16 protein-coding genes and 1 riboswitch are annotated in these 18,564 nt (G+C 69.8%); of the genes, 4 read left to right on the top strand and 12 right to left on the bottom strand.

The genetic code is table 11. The annotated features are described in order from the left end of the window. Nucleotides 1–969 carry an SPFH domain-containing protein gene (locus GEMRO_RS27830; RefSeq protein WP_051328736.1) on the bottom strand — a complete coding sequence of 323 codons (969 nt, stop codon included), beginning with the start codon at nucleotides 967–969 and terminating at the stop codon, nucleotides 1–3. A 75-nt stretch (nucleotides 970–1,044) separates the two neighbouring features. Further along, nucleotides 1,045–1,235, top strand: a riboswitch (cobalamin riboswitch). A 38-nt stretch (nucleotides 1,236–1,273) separates the two neighbouring features. On the opposite strand from GEMRO_RS27830, the gene GEMRO_RS0105550 reads away from it, so the two are divergent. Continuing rightward, nucleotides 1,274–1,579 carry a hypothetical protein gene (locus tag GEMRO_RS0105550; protein ID WP_027133210.1) on the top strand — a complete coding sequence of 102 codons (306 nt, stop codon included), beginning with the start codon at nucleotides 1,274–1,276 and terminating at the stop codon, nucleotides 1,577–1,579. A 22-nt stretch (nucleotides 1,580–1,601) separates the two neighbouring features. On the opposite strand, the gene GEMRO_RS0105545 is transcribed toward GEMRO_RS0105550, so the two are convergent. From GEMRO_RS0105545 to GEMRO_RS0105495, 11 genes are all read right to left on the bottom strand, one after another. Beyond that, nucleotides 1,602–2,078, bottom strand: a complete 477-nt coding sequence (locus GEMRO_RS0105545; protein ID WP_027133209.1) for a hypothetical protein — start codon at nucleotides 2,076–2,078, stop codon at nucleotides 1,602–1,604. Continuing rightward, on the bottom strand, nucleotides 2,075–2,731 hold the full coding sequence (locus tag GEMRO_RS0105540) for an ROK family protein (RefSeq protein WP_027133208.1): 657 nt from the start codon (nucleotides 2,729–2,731) through the stop codon (nucleotides 2,075–2,077). Before GEMRO_RS0105540 ends, GEMRO_RS0105545 begins: the two co-directional genes overlap by 4 nt. Nucleotides 2,732–2,815: 84 nt before the next feature. Further along, nucleotides 2,816–6,133: an EAL domain-containing protein gene (locus GEMRO_RS32390; protein WP_157505464.1), complete on the bottom strand. Its 3,318-nt coding sequence runs from the start codon at nucleotides 6,131–6,133 to the stop codon at nucleotides 2,816–2,818. 162 nt (nucleotides 6,134–6,295) lie between these two features. After that, a complete protein-coding gene (locus GEMRO_RS0105530; RefSeq protein ID WP_051328734.1) occupies nucleotides 6,296–8,071 on the bottom strand; it encodes a carbohydrate ABC transporter substrate-binding protein in 1,776 nt (591 codons plus the stop codon). Nucleotides 8,072–8,160: 89 nt separating this feature from the next. Next, on the bottom strand, nucleotides 8,161–8,454 hold the full coding sequence (locus GEMRO_RS0105525) for a DUF2160 domain-containing protein (protein WP_240476605.1): 294 nt from the start codon (nucleotides 8,452–8,454) through the stop codon (nucleotides 8,161–8,163). 10 nt (nucleotides 8,455–8,464) lie between these two features. Next, a complete protein-coding gene (locus GEMRO_RS0105520) occupies nucleotides 8,465–9,262 on the bottom strand; it encodes a carbohydrate ABC transporter permease (protein WP_027133205.1) in 798 nt (265 codons plus the stop codon). Continuing rightward, on the bottom strand, nucleotides 9,259–10,131 hold the full coding sequence (locus tag GEMRO_RS0105515; RefSeq protein WP_027133204.1) for a carbohydrate ABC transporter permease: 873 nt from the start codon (nucleotides 10,129–10,131) through the stop codon (nucleotides 9,259–9,261). Before GEMRO_RS0105515 ends, GEMRO_RS0105520 begins: the two co-directional genes overlap by 4 nt. Nucleotides 10,132–10,147: 16 nt before the next feature. Continuing rightward, nucleotides 10,148–11,233, bottom strand: coding sequence for an ABC transporter ATP-binding protein (locus GEMRO_RS0105510; RefSeq protein WP_027133203.1), 1,086 nt, complete (start codon nucleotides 11,231–11,233; stop codon nucleotides 10,148–10,150). 4 nt (nucleotides 11,234–11,237) lie between these two features. Then, entirely contained in the window at nucleotides 11,238–12,323 is a 1,086-nt protein-coding gene (locus GEMRO_RS0105505) for an ABC transporter ATP-binding protein (RefSeq protein WP_027133202.1), read from the bottom strand. Next, nucleotides 12,320–13,834 carry a glycerol-3-phosphate dehydrogenase gene (gene glpD, locus GEMRO_RS27820; protein WP_035484791.1) on the bottom strand — a complete coding sequence of 505 codons (1,515 nt, stop codon included), beginning with the start codon at nucleotides 13,832–13,834 and terminating at the stop codon, nucleotides 12,320–12,322. Before glpD ends, GEMRO_RS0105505 begins: the two co-directional genes overlap by 4 nt. A 175-nt stretch (nucleotides 13,835–14,009) precedes the next feature. Continuing rightward, nucleotides 14,010–14,828 (bottom strand): DeoR/GlpR family DNA-binding transcription regulator, encoded by an 819-nt coding sequence (locus GEMRO_RS0105495; protein ID WP_027133201.1) that lies wholly within the window; start codon nucleotides 14,826–14,828, stop codon nucleotides 14,010–14,012. A gap of 244 nt (nucleotides 14,829–15,072) precedes the next feature. Between GEMRO_RS0105495 and GEMRO_RS32385 the strand changes: the two genes are divergently transcribed. From GEMRO_RS32385 to GEMRO_RS27805, 3 genes are read left to right on the top strand one after another with little or no spacing between them, the layout of a single operon-like run. After that, a complete protein-coding gene (locus GEMRO_RS32385; RefSeq protein ID WP_027133200.1) occupies nucleotides 15,073–16,176 on the top strand; it encodes a hypothetical protein in 1,104 nt (367 codons plus the stop codon). A 47-nt stretch (nucleotides 16,177–16,223) separates the two neighbouring features. After that, the gene (locus tag GEMRO_RS27810) at nucleotides 16,224–17,681 is read left to right on the top strand and encodes a lipopolysaccharide biosynthesis protein (protein ID WP_051328733.1); all 1,458 of its coding nucleotides are present in this window, start codon (nucleotides 16,224–16,226) and stop codon (nucleotides 17,679–17,681) included. Further along, complete coding sequence (locus GEMRO_RS27805) at nucleotides 17,678–18,559, top strand: glycosyltransferase (RefSeq protein ID WP_051328732.1); 882 nt, start codon at nucleotides 17,678–17,680, stop codon at nucleotides 18,557–18,559. Before GEMRO_RS27810 ends, GEMRO_RS27805 begins: the two co-directional genes overlap by 4 nt. The last annotated feature ends 5 nt before the right edge of the window (nucleotides 18,560–18,564 follow it).

Raw genomic sequence — 18,564 nt, 5'->3', positions numbered from 1 at the left:
TCAGCCGCCCTCGGCCGGGCGCGGTCCCCAGGGCGCGGCGGGGGCGGGCCGGTCCGTCGCCAGGGCATCCCTTGCCAGCTCGGCGATGCCGGCGAGCGAGCCCATCGCCGCGGTCGCCTCCATCGGCAGGATCAGGGTCTTCTGGTTGGGCGAGCTGGCGAACTTGGCGAACGCCTCGATGTATTTCTGGGCGACGTAGTAGTTGGCCGCCTGCACGCCGCCCTCGCCGATCGCCGCCGACAGCAGCCGGGTCGCCTCGGCCTCGGCCTGGCCCAGCCGCTCGCGCGCCTCGGCGTCGCGCATCGCCGCGTCGCGCCGGCCCTCGGCCTCCAGCACCGCCGCCTGCTTCATGCCCTCGGCGCGCAGGATCGCCGCGGCGCGCAGCCCTTCCGCCTCCAGGATCGCGGCGCGCTTCTCCCGCTCGGCCTTCATCTGCCTTGCCATGCTGTTGACCAGGTCGGCCGGCGGGCGGATGTCCTTGATCTCGATCCGGGTGACCTTGACCCCCCAGGGCTGGGTCGCCTCGTCGACGATCGAGAGCAGGCGGGTGTTGATCACGTCGCGCTTGCTCAAGACCTCGTCCAGGTCGAGCGAGCCCATCACCGTGCGGATGTTGGTCATGGTCAGGTTGAGGATGGCGTTGCGCAGGTCGGCGACCTCGTAGGCGGCGCGCGCCACGTCCAGCACCTGGTAGAACACCACGCCGTCGGCGGTGACCATCGCGTTGTCGCGGGTGATCACCTCCTGGGAGGGCACGTCCAGGACCTGCTCCATCACGCTGAGCCTGGCGCCGATCCGGTCGATCAGGGGCAGGATCAGGTTCAGGCCGGGCGAGAGGGTGCGGGTGTAGCGGCCGAAGCGCTCCACGGTCCATTCCTCGCCCTGGCTGACCGAGCGCACCCCCATCAGGATCAGGACGATCACGACCGCCAGGATCACCAGCACCACGATCGAACCGCCAAATTCCATGCCCGTCTCCTGCGCCGGCGCGGCTGCCCTGTCCGGCTTCTAGCAGGTCGGCTTTGACAGGGCAGCGGGGAAGGCCCACCATCGGTGCCGGATGGTACCCGGGGCGACCCGGGTCCAAGGGAAGCCGGTGCGATGCCGGCGCTGCCCCCGCAACCGTAAGCGGCGAGCCGCCACTCAACCCGTGCCACTGGGACCTGGTCCTGGGAAGGCGGAGTGGACGGTGTCGACCCGCGAGCCGGGATACCTGCCATCCGACCGTGATGCCGTAGTTCGCCGGGCGGGGTGCCCCGGCTGGAGGTGGACCATGCCGAGATCATCGCCGGATTCGATTGCCCTCCTGTCGGCGGAGCAGGCCGACCCGACCGGGCTTTTGCGCAGCGCGCTCGTCCAGGAGCAGGGCTTTTCCGCCCGCGAGGTGCTGCTGGCCTGGCTGATGTCGCTGGCCCCGGGCGTCGACCCGGCCAGCGCGGCCAGGGCGATGCTGCCGCAGGGCGAGCGCCTGCCGGGCACGCTGCCGGGCGAACTGGCCGAGATCGCCCGCTGGCCGAGCGAGCGGCTGGAAGCCTATGCAAGGCCGCGCCGGCGCCGGCCGGGCTGGTGCCCGGCCTGACGCGCCGGGCCGCGCTTCCGGGTCAGCTGCAGCGGCCGGTGGTGTCCACGCCGAACAGGGTCAGCGGGTCGCTGCGGTTATCCTCGAAGTCGAAGCGGCAGAGCAGGCAGCGGGCGGTGGCGGGATCGTCGTCGGCGTCCATGATCTCGCTGCGCAATTCGCCCCGGTCGACCCAGCCGTCCGGGTTGTCCCGGCGCAGGGCCGGGTCGGTGGCGGCGCTGGAGAGGCTGGTCATCCCGACCTTTGCGGGCTTCACCAGATGCCATTCCGGGCCGGAGGCCTGCGCGGCCTGGTAGCTCTCGAGGCAGAGCCGCAGCAGCGCTTCCGGATCGTTTTTCATCGCCTCCAGGGTGCGGGCCGCCCGTTCGGCCGGCTGGCGAGCGCTCTCCTTCAGGAGGCCCGGCTGCCCCGTCTGCGGGGACGCGGCCGGATCTCCGGCCGCGCAGGCCGCCAGGAACAGGCAGGCCGCTGCCAGCGCCGCCGGGCCCGCCCCCCTCACGCCTGGTCGTCCCACAGCCGGAAACCGCCGATGAAGGCGTTGTCGTTGTCGCCGAACCGGCAGCCCTCGGGCAGCTTCTTGAGCTTGCGCGCGTTGCCGCCGCCCAAAACCACGTCGTCGACCACGAAGGCTTCGCGGAACAGCTGGACGACCCGGTGCACATGGCCCTCCCAGCGCGGCCGGCCGCGCTGCTCCAGGCCGCGATTGCCGACATAGTCCTCGTAGGTTCGGTCCTTGCGGTAGGGCAGGTGGCCCAGCTCCATGCCGATCACCGTGCCGTCGACGATCAGCGTGTTGCCGAGCCCGGTGCCCAGGCCCAGGAACAGCATCTTGCCGCCGTTGTAGGACCCGATCGCCTGCATCACCGCGTCGTTGACCATCCGCACCGGCTTGCCGAAGGCCGCCGAAAAGTCGAACTCGGTCCAGCCGGGGCCGAGATTGACCAGGGGCCGGACGATCCTGTTGTCGGCGACGGGCCCCGGACAGCCCATCGAGATCCGGGTGAACGTCCAGTCCTGGGTCAGCCGGGCCACGTCCTCGATCAGCTGCTCCGGCCGGTAATCCGCGCCGCTGGGCGTCTTGCGACGTTCTTGGTCTCCCTCGCGACGCAACTTGACGTTGTTGCCGCCGACATCGATCACGAGCGTCGTCATCCTGCATCCCCGAGCTGCCGGATCGCTCGCTGCTGCGTAGGGGCTGGAACCGGAAGCGTAAAGGGCGGAGCATCCCCCATCCGCTCAACCGGCGGCCAGCAGCCGGGCGAGGTCGGCCTCGGGCATCGGCCGGGCCAGCACGTAGCCCTGCACCTCGTCGCAGCCGAGCCCGCGCAGGAACTGGAGCTGGCGCTCGGTCTCCACGCCCTCGGCGATCACCCGCTTGCCCAGGCTGTGGGCGAGGTTGACCATCGCCGCCACGATCATGTCGTCGTCGCTGTCCCGGCCGATGTCGCGGACAAAGGACTGGTCGATCTTGATCTTGTGGACCGGGAAGCGCTTCAGGTAGGCGAGCGAGCTGTAGCCGGTGCCGAAATCGTCCACCGCGAGCCGCACGCCCAGATGCGCGATCCGGCGCAGCATCTCGGCGATGGAATCGTTGGAGGGCTCGAACAGCAGGCTTTCGGTGATCTCGATCTCCAGAAGGTCCGGGCGCACCCCGGTGTCCAGCAGCAGCTTGTGCAGATGGGCCACGAAGTCGCCGTGGCGGAGCTGCGCCGCCGACAGGTTCACCCCGATCCCGATCTCCTGGCCGGCATCGACGCTGCGCCGGATCGCCCGGCAGGCTTCCTCCAGCACCCAGCGGCCGAGCGCGCGGATCAGGCCGGTGGATTCGGCGACCGGGATGAAGGTCTTGGGCGGGATCGGGCCGCGCTCGGGATGGGTCCAGCGCACCAGCGCCTCGGCGCCGAGCGGCCGGCCGCCCTCGGCCGGGTATTGCGGCTGGTACACGAGCGACAGCTCGCCGCGCTCAATGGCGCGCCGCAACTCGCGTTCCAGCGACTTCTTCTGCAGCACCTCGGCGTTCATCTGCTCCAGGAAGAACTGGAAGCGGTGGCCGCCCTCGGCCTTGGCCCGGTAGAGCGCCAGGTCGGCGTTCTTGATGAGCTGGTCGGCGCCGTTGGCGTCCACCGGGAACAGGGTCACGCCCAGGGACGAGGTGATGAACAGGTCGTGGTCGTCGATGGTGATCGGCTCGGCGATCGCATCCAGCGCCTTCTGCGCCAGGATCGCCGCGCCGCTCGCCCCGCCATTGGCGGCAAGGTCGGTCTGCACGATCGCGAACTCGTCGCCGCCGAGCCTGGCCAGCGTGTCGGTGCTGCGCAGGGTGGAGCGCAGGCGGCGGGCCACGATCTGCAGGAGCCGGTCGCCGGCGGGATGGCCCAGCGTGTCGTTGACGTCCTTGAACTGGTCGAGGTCGAGCAGCATGAGCGCGCCGTGGCGGCCGTCGCGAGTGGCGCGCGCCATCGCGGTCTCCAGCCGGTCGAGCAGCAGGGTGCGGTTGGGCAGGCCGGTCAGCCCGTCATGGTGGACCAGGCGCTTGATCTCGGCCTCCGCCCGGCGCCGGTCGGTGACGTCGCGCAGCACGGTCTGGAAGGCCTGCCGGCTGTCGTCGCTGAGCGCCGAGGTGGTGATCTCCACCTCGATGCGCCGGCCGGTCAGGGTCATGATCGCGGTGGAGGCCGGCTCGGCGACGATGCCCTCGGCAGCCGCCTGGGCAAGCTGCCGCTCCACCGCGGTCCGGCCCTCCGGGGCGATCAGCTCCATCAGCCGGCGCCCGATCAGGTCGTCCGCGGAGCTGGTGGCCAGGATCCGCAGGGCCGAGCGGTTGGCCAGGCCGATCACCCCGGCCTCGTGCATGAGGATCGCGTCGGGCGCGGTGTCGACCAGCCGCCGCCAGCGCTCCTCGGAGGCGGCCCGGCCGGCCTCCGCCTCGCGATACGCGGTGACGTCGATCAGCGTGACCACCGCGCCGGTGATTCCGCCCTGGCCGCCCTGATGGGCGAGGACCCTGACCAGGCAGCGGCTGCCGCCCCAGGCGCTGATCTCGACCTCGGCCGGGCTGCCTTCGCGCAGCGTCTGCGAGATCATCGGGACCAGGTCGACCCCGCCCAGCCCGGCCATGACCTCGGACAGGAGCCGGCCTTCCGCCGGGTCGTCCAGGCGCAGCATCCGGGCCGCGATCGGCGCGCAGCGCCGCACCCTCAGGTCCATGTCGACGAACACCACGCCGACATCGATCGCGTCGAGCAGGCCGGTGATGTCGCCGGTGAGCTGCTCCAGCTCGGTGATCTTCTGGCGGTGGGCGCGGTCGACCCGCACCAGCTCCTCGGTGAGCGCCTGCAGGTCGGCCGCATAGGCCTCCAGCTCGGCATGGGCCTCCTTGAGGTCGTCGAACGCGGTCTGCAGCCGGGCGTTGCCCAGCTCCAGCCGCTCCACCGCGGCCTTGAGGTAGAGGCGCGAGGCGCTGAGCTGGCCGGCAAGCTCGGCGCTGCGGGCCTCCTCGGCGCCGACCGGCGAGAGCAGGCCGGGCAGGCCGTCGGGCGGGGGCGTGACGCGGTGCGAGGGGACTGCCAGGACCAGGACATGCGGACGGCTGGCCTCGGGCGATTCCAGCGGCGCGAACACCATGTCGACGAAGCGGATGGTGGCGTTCGGATCATCGAACGGCAGCTGCAGCAGGCGCTGCACCGCCCCGCTGCGGCGGGTCGCCTCCAGGACCTCGGCCACCGGGGCGTGCATGGATTCCGGCAGGGAGGAGATCGGCCTGCCCCCCTGGTTCGAGCCGAGAAACAGATGGTCGCCGAACACGCGCTGCAGCCGGTCGTCCGAATCGATCAGGCAGGCCGACATGCCCTGCCGCCCGGCCAGCCGCTCCAGGGTCGTCTGACTGACCGTCGCCGGATCGACCGTGGCCTGCCAGGGCGTGCCGGCCCCCTCGTAGAGGCCGGGGCGGAACATCGCTTCTTCGCCGGCACCCCATTCCCGGGCCAGCCAGTCGCCCACCGCCGTGAGCGGCAGGCTGGCGACCACGCCATGCTCGCCGGCGACGCGCAGCATCCCGCCATCCTCCCAGCCGGACAGGCCGCCGGCCTCGCGCACCGCGCGGGCCAGCCGGCTGCCATCCCGCGCCGCGGCGGACCCGACCAGCAGATGGGCGATCCGCATCCCGGCCGGCATCGTCGCCAGGAAGTCCGGCCGGTCGTTGCGCCGGGTCCTGCGGCTGTGTCGCAGCCAGCAGCCGGCTTCGATCGCGATTTCCTCCGGGTCGGCGAAGCTCGACAGGACGTCCGGCCGGATGATCTCCTGGTCGCGTAGGGCGTGCAGGGCGGAGCGCCAGGAAAGGGTCTGCTCCGGGCGGATCTCCAGCCAGGGCGGCACCAGCAGCAGCCAGGCTATCCCGCTCTGGGCCGGAAGATGGTCCAGCAGGTCGCCCAGCCGGGCAATCGATCCCCCGGCCGGTTCGATGACCACCAGCAGGCGGGCGGCATCGCCGGGGGAGGATTTCTCATCCCAGGGAGCCGCGGTCGATTCGATGCCCGTCGCAGCGATCGTGGCCATCATCATTCTGGTAGCCGAACTATGCCCTAGATGGCCGATCTGCCGCCATCATTGTCAACTTAAAGATTACATGAAGACAGGTTTCTCCATTCCGGAGATCGACGGACGAAGGGACCGGAAGCTGGATGGCTTCCGGTCCGCGTCCCGTACACCGGGGAAAGGTCAGCCCTTGATGTTGTCCGGCATGACCTTGCCGTCCTCCCAGGCCTGCAGGAGCAGGTCGTAGTTGACGGTGGAGCCCTGCGGGTTCTCGTTCTCTAGCTTGCGCTTGGGCTCGCCGCCGGTGGCGTCGGCCTTGGCGTACCACTCCTCCGGATCGACCTCCGGGTTCAGCTTGGGCGCGCAATCGCCGCCGATCCCGGCGCGCTCCAGGCGGCGCAGCACGTCGTCCTGCTGCTTGGCCAGGTTGTCCATCGCCTCCTGGGCGGTCTTCTCGCCGCCGACCGCCTCGGCGACGTTGGCCCACCAGAGCTGGGCGAGCTTGGGGTAGTCCGGCACGTTGTTGCCGGTGGGCGACCAGGCGACGCGCGCCGGGCTGCGGTAGAACTCGACCAGGCCGGCCAGCTTGGGCGCCCGCTCGGTGAAGCTCTCGTGGCGGATGTCGCTGTCGCGGATCGGGGTCAGGCCGACATGGGTCTTCTTGAGCGAGGTGCACTTGGCCACGCAGAACTGCGCGTAGAGCCAGGCGGCCTTGCGCCGGTCGACCGGGGTCGAGGTCATCAGCGTCCAGCTGCCGACGTCCTGGTAGCCGAGCTTCATGCCCTCCTTCCAGTAGGCACCGTGCGGCGAGGGCGCCATGCGCCACTTGGGCGTGCCGTCCGGGTTCATCACCGGCAGGCCTTCCTTGGTGGAGGCGGCGGTGAACGCGGTGTACCAGAAGATCTGCTGGGCGATCGCACCCTGGCCCGGCACCGGGCCGGCCTCGGAGAAGGTCATGCCCTGCGCTTCCGGCGGGGCGTAGGCCTTCAGCCAGTCGATGTATTTCTGGGTGGCGTAGACCGCGGCCGGGCCGTTGGTGCCGCCGCCGCGGGACACCGAGGAGCCCACCGGGCGGCAGCCTTCCATGCGGATGCCCCACTCGTCGACCGGCAGGCCGTTCGGGATGCCGACATCCGACATGCCGGCCATGGACAGCCAGGCATCGGTGAACCGCCAGCCCAGCGACGGGTCCTTCTTGCCATAGTCCATGTGGCCGAAGATGCGCTGGCCGTCGACTTCCTTCACATGATTGGTGAAGAAGTCCGCGATGTCCTCGTAGGCCGACCAGTTGACCGGCACGCCCAGCTCGTAGCCTTTGACCTTCTGGAACTCCTCCTTCATCTGCGGGTCGTTGAACCAGTCGTAGCGGAACCAGTACAGGTTCGCGAACTGCTGGTCGGGCAGCTGGTAGAGCTTGCCGTCCGGGGCGGTGGTGAACGACTTGCCCATGAAGTCGTCGACGTCGAGGGTGGGCAACGTGACGTCCTTGCCCTCGCCCTCCATCCAGTCGGTGAGCGGCACCACCTTCTGGTAGCGGAAATGGGTGCCGATCAGGTCGGAGTCGTTGATGTAGGCGTCGTAGATGTTCTGATCGGACTGCATCTGGGTCTGCAGCTTCTCGATCACGTCGCCTTCCTGGATGAGGTCATGGGTCATGTTCATGCCCGTGATCTCGGAAAACGCCTTCGCCATCGTCTGCGATTCGTAGACGTGGGTATCAATGGTCTCGGAGACGATCTTGAAGGACTGGCCCTTGAACGGCTCGGCGGCCTTCTGGAACCAGGTCAGCTCCTCGATCTGCTGGTCGCGGGTCAGCGTCGAGGGCTGGAACTCGTCGATCCACTTGTTGATCGTCGCGTCGGCCGCGTTCGCCCGGATGATGCCGGGCATGGCGAGCGCCGCGCCGGCCATCGCCGTGCCGCTCAGGAACCGCCGCCGGCCCAGATGCCATTTCGTCATTCGAGACCTCCCCGTCTCTTGTCGACGTTCCCGTCATCGAAGCGATGCCCGCCGGTCCGGGAACTGGTCCCGGCGGAGTTTTCGCGCTGTCAGCCGAAGCGCAGCACGAGCGCGAACCACAAGACTGCCACGATCGACGCCCACCACAAGGGCAGGGCGACCAGCGCCAGCCAGGCCAGATGGATCCAGGCCCCGCCGAGCAGGCCGATGAACAGCCGGTCGCCGCGGGTGGTGGTCATCGGCAGGAAGCCCTTGCGCTCCACGGTGGGCCGGGCGAACTGCCACAGCGTCATCACCAGGAGCATCGCCGCGATCGCGGCGAAGAAGATGGCGACCGGCATCGTCCAGGCCATCGAGCGGAACAGGGTGGACAGCGCCTCCATCTGGGCCTCCTCACACCCGGCCCAGGGCGAAGCCCTTGGCCATGTAGTTGCGCACGAACCAGATCACCAGCGCGCCCGGCACGATGGTCAGCACGCCCGCCGCGGCGAGCAGCCCCCAGTCCATGCCCGCCGCCGACACGGTGCGGGTCATGGTGGATGCGATCGGCTTGGCGTTGGTCGCGGTCAGCGTGCGCGCCAGCAGCAGCTCCACCCAGGAGAACATGAAGCAGAAGAACGCAGTGACGCCGATCCCGGACTTGATCAGCGGCAGGAAGATGCGGAGGAAGAAGCGCGGGAACGAGTAGCCGTCGATATAGGCGGTCTCGTCGATTTCCTTCGGTACCCCGGACATGAACCCTTCCAGGATCCACACCGCCAGCGGCACGTTGAACAGGCAGTGCGCCAGCGCCACGGCGATGTGCGTGTCGAACAGGCCCATCGCCTGGTAGAGCTGGAAGAACGGCAGCAGGAACACCGCCGGCGGCGCCATCCGGTTGGTCAGCAGCCAGAAGAACACGTGCTTGTCGCCGATGAAGCGGAAGCGCGAGAAGGCGTAGGCGGCGGGCAGGGCCACCGCCAGACTGATCGCAGTGTTCATCGCCACGTAGATCAGCGAGTTGACGTAGCCCATGTACCAGGACGGGTCGGTAAAGATCGTCCGGTAATTGTCCAGCGTCGGCGCGTGCGGATAGAGGGTCAGGCTGCCCAGGATCTCGCTGTTGGTCTTCAGCGACATGTTGACCAGCCAGTAGATCGGCACCAGCAGGAACAGGAAGTAGACGACCAGCCAGATGCCCTTGCCCCTCATGACCGGTCTCCAGCGCCCATGCGGACCATCACGTTGTAGAACACGAAGCTGAGCGTGAGGATGATCAGGAAGTAGATGATCGAGATCGCCGCCGCCGGACCGAGGTCCATCTGGCCGATCGCGATCTTGGTCAGGTGGATCGACAAGAAGGTGGTGGCGTTGCCAGGCCCGCCGCCGGTGACGACGAACGGCTCGGTGTAGATCATGAAGCTGTCCATGAAGCGCAGCAGCACCGCGATCAGCAGGACGCCGCGCATCTTGGGCAGCTCGATGTAGCGGAACACCTTCCAGGCTGAGGCACCGTCGATGGCGGCTGCCTGGTAGTAGGCGTCGGGGATGGCGCGCAGGCCGGCATAGCAGAGCAGCACGACCAGCGGCGTCCAGTGCCAGACATCCATCACCACGATGGTCAGCCACGCGGCCAGCGGGTCGGAAGTGTAGTTGTAGGGGATCCCGACGCTGTTGATCGCCCAGCCGGCCAGGCCGATGTCGCCGCGGGCGAACACCTGCCAGATCGTGCCGACCACGTTCCACGGGATCAGCAGCGGCAGCGCCATCAGCACCAGCGCCAGGGACGCCTTCCAGCCGCGGGCCGGCATCAGCAGCGCCAGGCCGATGCCCAGCGGGATCTCGATCAGCAGGATCACGAAGCTGAACACGAACTGGCGCAGGAGCGCGCCGTGCAGGTCCTCGTCGCCCAGCACCCGCTCGAACCACTCGGTGCCGACCCAGTAGCGGTCCTGGGGACTGAAGATGTCCTGGAAGGCGTAGTTGACCACGGTCATCAGCGGAATGATCGCCGAGATGGCGACGATCATGAACACCGGCAGGACCAGAAGCCAGGCTCTGTTGTTCTCGATCTTGCCCATCACGACCCCCGTCCCGTCAGTGCACCAGCCGGCCGTCCACGTAGATCCTGCTCCATTCCGGCGGGAACAGGGCGTAGGCCGGCCCGGTCGCCACCGGCGCGTCCTCGGCGACCTTGGCCATCACCCGGTTGTCGCCCAGCCGGGCGGTCACCAGGGCGTAGTTGCCCAGGTCCTCGACCCGCTCGACCTCGACCGGCAGCCGGTCCGCGCCCGGGCTCGCGCCGATCTGCAGGTGCTCGGGCCGGATGCCGATCTCCACCGCGCCGCCGCCGGCCGCGGCCGGGCCAATCCAGTCGCCGCTCAGTTCCACCTCCAGCGAGCGGATCCGGAGACCCGTGCCGGTGCGCTCCAGCGGGATGAAGTTCATGCCGGGCGAGCCGATGAACCAGCCGACGAAGCGGTGCGCCGGGCGCTCGAACAGTTCCTGCGGCGTGCCGACCTGCATCACCCGGCCGGCATGCATCACCACGATCTTCTCGGCAAAGGTCAGCGCCTCGTTCTGGTCGTGGGTCACGTAGACCAGGGTGCGGCGGTAGCGTTCGTGGACCTGCTTGAGCTTGCGGCGCAGGAGCCATTTCAGGTGCGGGTCGATCACGGTCAGCGGCTCGTCGAACAGGATCGCCGCCACGTCCGGGCGGACCAGGCCGCGGCCCAGCGAGATCTTCTGCTTGGCGTCGGCGCCAAGGCCCCGGGCGGGCCGGCGCAGCTCCGGCCCCAGCTCCAGCATCTCGGCGACCTCGTCGACCTTGTCCTTCACCGCGGCCTCGTCGACGCCGCGGTTGCGCAGCGGGAAGGCCAGATTGTCGTAGACGCTCATCGTGTCGTAGACGACCGGGAACTGGAACACCTGGGCGATGTTGCGCTCGCCCGGCGACTTCGTGGTGACGTCGCTGTTGTTGAACAGGACCTGGCCGTGGGAGGGCCGCAGGAGGCCGCTGATGATGTTGAGCAGGGTTGTCTTGCCGCAGCCCGAGGGACCCAGCAGCGCATAGGCGCCGCCGTCCTCGAAGGCGAAGTCCATCGGCTGCAGCGCGTAGTCCGCGTCGTCCTTGGGGTCCGGGCGATAAGCGTGGCCGAGCCCGGCGAGCGTGATCCTGGCCATCGCCTCAGCCTCCCACCCGGCTGCGCACCGGGGCGGCGCGCACCATCCCGTCGGGGCCGAACGCATGGATCCGGGCCGGATCCAGGAAAACCGTCACCGTCTCGCCCAGCCGGTGCACATGGACGCCCTCCTCCTGCAGCACCCAGTCCTGGTCCATGGCATGGACATGCAGGAAGGTCTCCGAGCCGGAGATGTCGGCCAGCTCCACGGTCGCCTGGAAGGAGGGCTGGCCGGGCTGGCCGCGCAGGCCCAGATGCAGCGCGCGGATCCCGAACCGGTAGGCGCCGTCGGGCAGCGCTTCCAGATGGCCGGCCAGGGGCAGCTCCAGACCCTGCGGGAAGTGCGCCACCTTCCGGCGCACCTGGACGCTCACCATGTTCATCGGCGGGTCGCTGAACACGCTGGCGACCGCCTCCGAGCCTGGGTGGTGGTAGACCTCGCTGGTCGGGCCGGACTGCAGCACGCGGCCCTCATGCATCACCAAAACCGAGCCGCCCATGGTCAGCGCCTCGACCGGCTCGGTGGTGGAATACACCACCACCGCGTCGCGGCGCTCGAACAGCGCGCGCAATTCGGCGCGCAGCTCCTCGCGCAGCTTGTAGTCCAGGTTGACCAGCGGCTCGTCGAGCAGCAGCAGGTCGGCGTCCTTGACCAGGGCGCGGGCGATCGCGGTGCGCTGCTGCTGGCCGCCGGACAGTTCCGCCGGCAGCCGGTCGAGCAGGTGGTCGATGTGCAGAAGCCCGGCGGTCTCGCGGACCTTGCGGTCGACCGCCGCCTTGTCCCGGCCGGACAGGCGCAGGGGCGAGGCAATGTTCTCGTAGATCGTGAGCGAGGGGTAGTTGATGAATTGCTGGTAGACGAAGGCGATGCTGCGCCGGCGCACCGGCACCCCGGTCATGTCGCGGCCGTTCTGGAGGATCCTGCCGCGGCTGACCGGGTCCAGCCCGGCCATCAGCCGCATCAGCGAGGTCTTGCCGCTGCCGGTGGGACCCAGGAGCACATGCAGGCCGGGAGCGAGTTCGGCATCGGTGCGGTGCAGGTGGACGTCGCCGCCCACCGTCTTCTCGATCCCGGCGAGCGTCAGGCTCATGCGGCGTCCACCTCCCGTTCCGGCGCCTTGCGGCCGATCCTCTCCTCCAGACGCTGCACGCAATCCTCGCCCACGACCAGCCCCAGCTTGGAGCGCCGCCACAGGATGTCCTGGGCGCTGGTCGCCCATTCCTCATCGATCAGGAAGCGGACCTCGGCCTCGTAGAGATCCGCGCCGTAGCAGGGGCCGAGATCGTCCAGGCCGTTTGCGCCGTCGAGCAGGGCTTCGGCGCGGGTGCCGTAGGCGGCGACCAGCCGGCGGGCGAGCCTTTCGGGCAGCCAGGGGCGCTTGTGGCGAAGCGTTTCGGCGTAACGAGCGGGATCGTCGAAGCCGCCGCCCGGCAGGGGCACGCCTGCGGTCCAGTCGCCTTTCGTAACGCCCAGATGCGGCGCCAGCTTCTGCACGGCGTGCTCGGCGAGCTTGCGGTAGGTGGTGATCTTGCCGCCGAAGATCGACAAAAGCGGCGCCTGGCGATCCGGGACGTTCAGGTCGAAGGTGTAGTCGCGGGTCACTGCCGACGGGTTGGCCGAGGCGTCGTCGTAGAGCGGGCGGACGCCGGCATAGGACCAGACGATGTCGCTCTCGGCGACCGGCTTCTTGAAGTAGCGGTTCACCACGTCCAGCAGGTAGCGGGTCTCCTCCGGCGAGATCCGCACGTCCTGGGGCGCGCCCTCGTAGGGGATGTCGGTGGTGCCGATCAGGCTGAACTCGCCCAGCCACGGGATCACGAACACGATCCGGTTGTCGTGGTTCTGCAGGATGTAGGCGTGGTCGCCGTCGTGCAGGCGCCGGGTGACGATGTGCGAGCCCTTGACCAGGCGGACGCGGCTCTTGGTGTCGAGCGCCAGATCGTCCTGGAGGAAATGCGACACCCAGGGGCCGGCGGCGTTCACCAGGGCGCGGGCCTTCACGGTGCGCACCTCGCCGCTGCGGGTGTCCTCCAGCTCGGCGACCCACAGGCCGCCCTCGCGTCGCGCCTTCCGGCAGCGGGTCCGGGTCAGGATCCGGGCGCCCTGCTCGCGCGCGGCCAGGGCGTTCAGCACCACCAGCCGGCTGTCGTCGACCTGGGCGTCGGAATAATAGAAGGCCTGGCTCACCCAGTCCTGGAGCGGCCGCCCCTCCGGGGTGTCGCCCAGGGGCGCCTTGCCGGACGCCGGCAGGATCTTGCGGCCGCCCAGATGGTCGTAGAGGAACAGGCCCAGGCGTACCAGCCAGGCCGGGCGCTGCTCGGGGCTGTGCGGCAGGACGAAGCGCAGCGGCCGCACCATCATGGGGGCTGCGCGCAAGAGCACCTCGCGCTCGATCAGCGCCTCGCGGACCAGACGGAACTCGTAATATTCGAGATAGCGCAGGCCGCCATGGATCAGCTTGGACGACCAGGACGAGGTGTGCGCCGCCAGGTCGTCCTTCTCGCAGAGCAGGACCGACAGGCCCCTGCCCGACGCATCGCGCGCGATCCCGGCCCCGTTGATGCCGCCACCCACGACCAGCAGGTCGAACTGTTCCGTCATTCCCGCGCGTCTCCATGGTCCTCGGGGCGCCACCCAAGTGCCGCCGAACGAGAAGGGACGGGTCGTTACGGCTTCATGCCACCCTGATGACAAGAGGCGTAACCCGGTTCGTTCGGGTTCACAATCGAAAATAATGCCGGAGAAAACGAACACACGATCTGCGGAAACGAAACCCTCAACCGGTTGTGTCCAATCCTTCTGCGACATGGACCCGCACCCCCGCCGCCGCCAGTCCGGCAGTCCAGTCGGGCGGCGGCTCCTGGTCGGTGAACAGGTCGTGGACCTGGTCCAGATGGCCCATCCGCACCAGCGCGCTGCGCCCGAACTTGCTGGCGTCGCAGGCGAGCAGGACCCGGCGGCTGTTGGCGACGATCGCCTGGGCGACCCGGACCTCGCGATAGTCGTAGTCGAGCAGGGAGCCGTCCGGATCGATGCCGCTGATGCCGATCACGCCGTAATCGACCTTGAACTGGCGGATCAGGTCGATCGCGGCCTCGCCGACGATGCCGCGGTCGCGCGAGCGCACCAGGCCGCCGGCGATGATCACCTCGAAGCTGGGGTTCTGCGAGAGCAGGCTCGCCACGTTCAGGTTGTTGGTGATCACCTTCAGCTCGGTATGGTCGAGCAGGGCGCGGGCGACCTCCTCGGTGGTGGTGCCGATGTTGATGAACAGGGAGGCGTGGTTGGGGATCGCGGTCGCCACCAGCTGGCCGATCCGCCGCTTTGCCTCGACGTTGAGGACCTGCCGGTCGGCATAGGCGACGTTCTCCACCGACGAGGTCAGGCCGGCGCCGCCATGGTAGCGCTGCAGCAGGTTCTGCTCGCACAGTTCCGACAGGTCGCGGCGGATCGTCTGCGGGGTCACGCGCAGGTCACCGGCCAGCTGGTCGACCGAGACATAGCCGGTGCGCCTGGCGCGCTCGAGGATCTGCTCACGACGGTCGCGGGTGGACACGGGGGCTGCAACTTCCAAGGGCGGGTGATCCTGCCCGATCCCATATGCCCGGCCGCGGCGTCCTGCCAGCCTGGCCTTCGTCCAGAAGGCACGGCGCGGCCGGTTCCGGAAAGCAACACTGCCCGGACCGACTGCATGGCGCGCGGGCAGGCCGCGTTGAACAGCAGCCCGCCCGCGCACTATCCACGGGATCGCGGCGCCGGCCCCAAGGCCGGACGATCCCGCCGCCGGTCGGGCCGGACAGGTCTGCCCATTCCCCGAGATCGCACAGCATGGATGAGCGATGCAGCCGGTCGAGCATCCGGGCCACAAGCTACCCGTCTTCGTCTGGTGTACCGGCCAGGACGACAATATCGGCGACGTCGTGCTGCGCCGCCGCCTGCTCGACGAGCTCCGGCCGTTCGGGACGCTGCACATCTTCCTGGCGGACGCCTCGGTCGAGTTCGTGCAGGCCTTGTCCCTGGCGATCGACGACGTGGTCTACGAGGACCATGAGCGCTGGAAGGCTACCCTGAACGAGGCGGCCAGGCGCGGGCCGGTGCTCAGCATCGGCAAGCCCGGCGAACTGCAGATCGACCGGATCGCCCTTCGCCGGGCGCTGCGCCGGCTCCTGATGCACCGGCGGGTGGTGCGCAACGGCGGCCTGGTCCTGCAGCTCGGCATCGGCGCGCGCAGCCAGCCGCGCAGCTGGATGTCGCTGTTCCGCCTGGCGTTCCGCTACCACCAGCAGGTGCTGTGGCGCGACCCGCAGTCCCAGGCCCATTTCGGCTTCGGCGCGGTGATGCCGGACTGGGGCTTCGGCGACCTGGGCCCGAAGCGCCCGGCGGCGCCCCTGGAGGCGACCGGGCCGCGCGACCTGGTGGCGATCTCCATGCGCGGCGACCGGCCGATCCCGGGCCGGCCGTGGCTGGATGGGGTCAAGGCATTCTGCCAGGAGAGCGGCCTGAGCCCGGTGGTGGTGACCCAGGTGCGCCGGGACGGCGAGCGCAGCCGGGTGCTGGCCCACGAGCTGGGCTCCTACCTGGTGGACTGGAACGACCAGACCCACGTCGCCCAGGAGCTGCGCCTGCGCGACATCTACGCCCGCTCGGCGCTCACCATCAGCGACCGGCTGCACGTGCTGATCGTGGGCTTCACCGAGGGCTCGGTGCCGCTCTGCATGCTGGACCGCGCCGAGCACAAGGTCGGCCGGCATTTCGATGCGGCCGGCTATCCCGGCGCCAGCATCGACGTGTCGGGGCAGGCGGCCGGGGAGATCGCCCGCCACCTGCACGCCGCCCATGCCCGGGCCGCCGAGGTCGCGGCTGCGCGCCTCAAGGTGCTCGAGCGGATCGGCGAGGTCGGCCGGGACCTGCGCAGGCTGGTCGCCGCGCGCCTGGCCGCCTGAGTGGCCGGCCGGCCAATGCCGCGCCCGCCGTTGGCCGGGGCCAGCTGATGGGGCTCGGCACCAAGGCGGCGCGCGGCGCGCTCAGCACCATGTTCTGGCAGTCCAACCGGGTCCTCGTCCAGCTGGGCTCGGTGGTGATCCTGTCCCGGCTGGTGGCGCCGCACGATGTCGGCCTGCTGGCGATGGTGGTGGCGCTCACCGGCTTTGGCGAGCTGCTGCGCGATTTCGGCCTGTCGATGGCCGCGGTGCAGGCGAAGTCCCTTTCGCCCGGGCAGAAATCCAACCTGTTCTGGATCAACAGCGGGATCGGCCTGCTCCTGACCCTGGCGGTGTACTCCCTGGCCCACCCGATCGCCTGGCTGTACGGCGAGCCGGCCCTGGTCGAGATCACGCGCTGGATCTCGCTGACCTTCCTCCTGAACGGCCTGGCCACCCAGTTCCGCGCCGAACTGAACCGGCGGATGCGCTTTACCGTGCTCAGCCTGTCGGAACTGGTGCCGCAGGCCCTGGGTCTGGCGGCGGGAATCCTGGTGGCGCTGCAAACCGGCAGCTATGCGGCCCTGATCGCCCAGCAGCTCGCCGTGGCCGCCTGCGGCCTGGCCTTCGTGGTGCTGGCGGCGCGCTGGTGGCCGGGCCGGCCGGACCGGCAGGCTGTGGTGATGCCGCTCCTGCGCTTTGGCGCCGGCCTCGCCGGCACCCAGTCCGTCTCCTACTTGGCGAAGAACGCCGACAACGTGGCGATCGGCTATGTCTGGGGCCCGGCGGTGCTGGGGATCTACGGGCGCGCCTACCAGCTGGTGATGATGCCGCTCGGCCAGTTCACGGCACCCTTGAGCCGGGTGGCGATACCGGTGCTGACCCGGCTGGCCGACGATCCGGCGGCGTTCCTGCGCTACCTGCGCGCCGGCCAGGCGGCTGCGGCCTTCTTCACCTGCACCGCCTACGGGCTGATCTTCGGGCTGGCCGACCCGTTCGTGCGGGTGGCGCTGGGCGAGCCCTGGCTCGGCATGGTGCCGATCGTCCAGGCGCTGTCGGTGGGCGCGGTGTTCCGGGCGCTGGGCCAGGGCGGCTACTGGATCTTCGTCGCCAAGGGGCTGACCGGCCAGCAGTTCCGCTTCTACCTGGCGACCCAGCCGGTGATCGTGGCCGCCATGCTGGCGGGGCTGCCCTGGGGCGGGCTCGGCGTCGCCATCGGCTACTCGGCGGCCTATGCCCTGTTCTGGCTGGCGCAGATGCACTGGGCGGGCCGCGTCGCGGCGATCGACACCGGCAGCCTGCTGCGCAACGGCGCCACCATCGTGCTGGTGGTGGCGCTGCCGGTGGCGGCGATCGCCCTGGCCGCCACCGAGCTGGTGGCCTCGCCCTGGCTGCAGATGCCGGCGGCGGTGGCGGCGGTAGCGCCCTATCTGGCGGCGGTCCTGCTGCTGCCGCCGTCGGCCAGGCGGGAGACCCGGCGGCTGATGCAGCTGGTGCGCGGCCGCACCGTGGCGGGCGAAGCGGCATGAGCGGGCTGCCGTTCGTCAGCGTGATCGTGCCGGTCTGGAACGACCAGGAGCTGATCGGCCTCTGCCTGGAGGCCTTGGCCGGCCAGGACTATCCGGCGGACCGGTTCGAGGTGATCGTGGTCGACAACGGCTCGACCGACGCCACCGCCTCGGTGGTGAAGAACTTCCCGTTCGCGACGCTGCTCGTTGAACCCCAGCCGGGCTCCTACCATGCCCGCAACCGGGGGCTGGCGGCCGCGCGCGGCGCCCTGGTCGCGTTCACCGATTCCGACTGCGTGCCCGACCGGGGCTGGCTCCGCGCGGCGGCGGCCGCCGCCGCGCGGGACCCGGAGGCGGCGATCCTGGCCGGGCGGGTCGAGCTGTTCCGCCCCGCCGGCGACGGCAGCACGGTCTGCGAGAACTACGAGCGGCTGTTCGCCTTCGACCAGCAGGCCAACGTCGCCTCGGGCATGTGCGTCACCGCGAACTGGGTCAGCCCCAGGGCGGTGATGGACCGGGTCGGCGGCTTCGACGGCCAGCTGAAGTCGGGCGGCGATGCCGACTGCGCCCGGCGGATCCGCGCGCAGGGCGGCCGGATCGCCTACGTGCCCGCCATGCTGGTGGGACATCCGGCGCGCACCCGGGTGGACGCGCTGGTGCGCAAGCGGCGCCGGGTGGTGGGCGGCCGGATCGCAGCGGAGCGCAGCCGCCGGCGGCCGATCGGCTGGCTTTGGACCTATTTCCTGATCTCCGGCGCGCAGATCAAGCGCGCCTGGCGGGCCCGGCACTATTCTCATGCCGACCGGCTGCGGCTCAGCCTGCTGATCACCCTGCTCTGGCTGATGTCGAGCCTGGAGATTTTGCGGATCGCCAGCGGCCTGGAGCCGCGCCGGGCCTGAGGGCT

Source organism: Geminicoccus roseus DSM 18922, from assembly GCF_000427665.1.
GTDB classification, from domain to species: Bacteria; Pseudomonadota; Alphaproteobacteria; order Geminicoccales; family Geminicoccaceae; genus Geminicoccus; species Geminicoccus roseus.
This window is presented reverse-complemented; position numbering and strand designations above follow the sequence as displayed.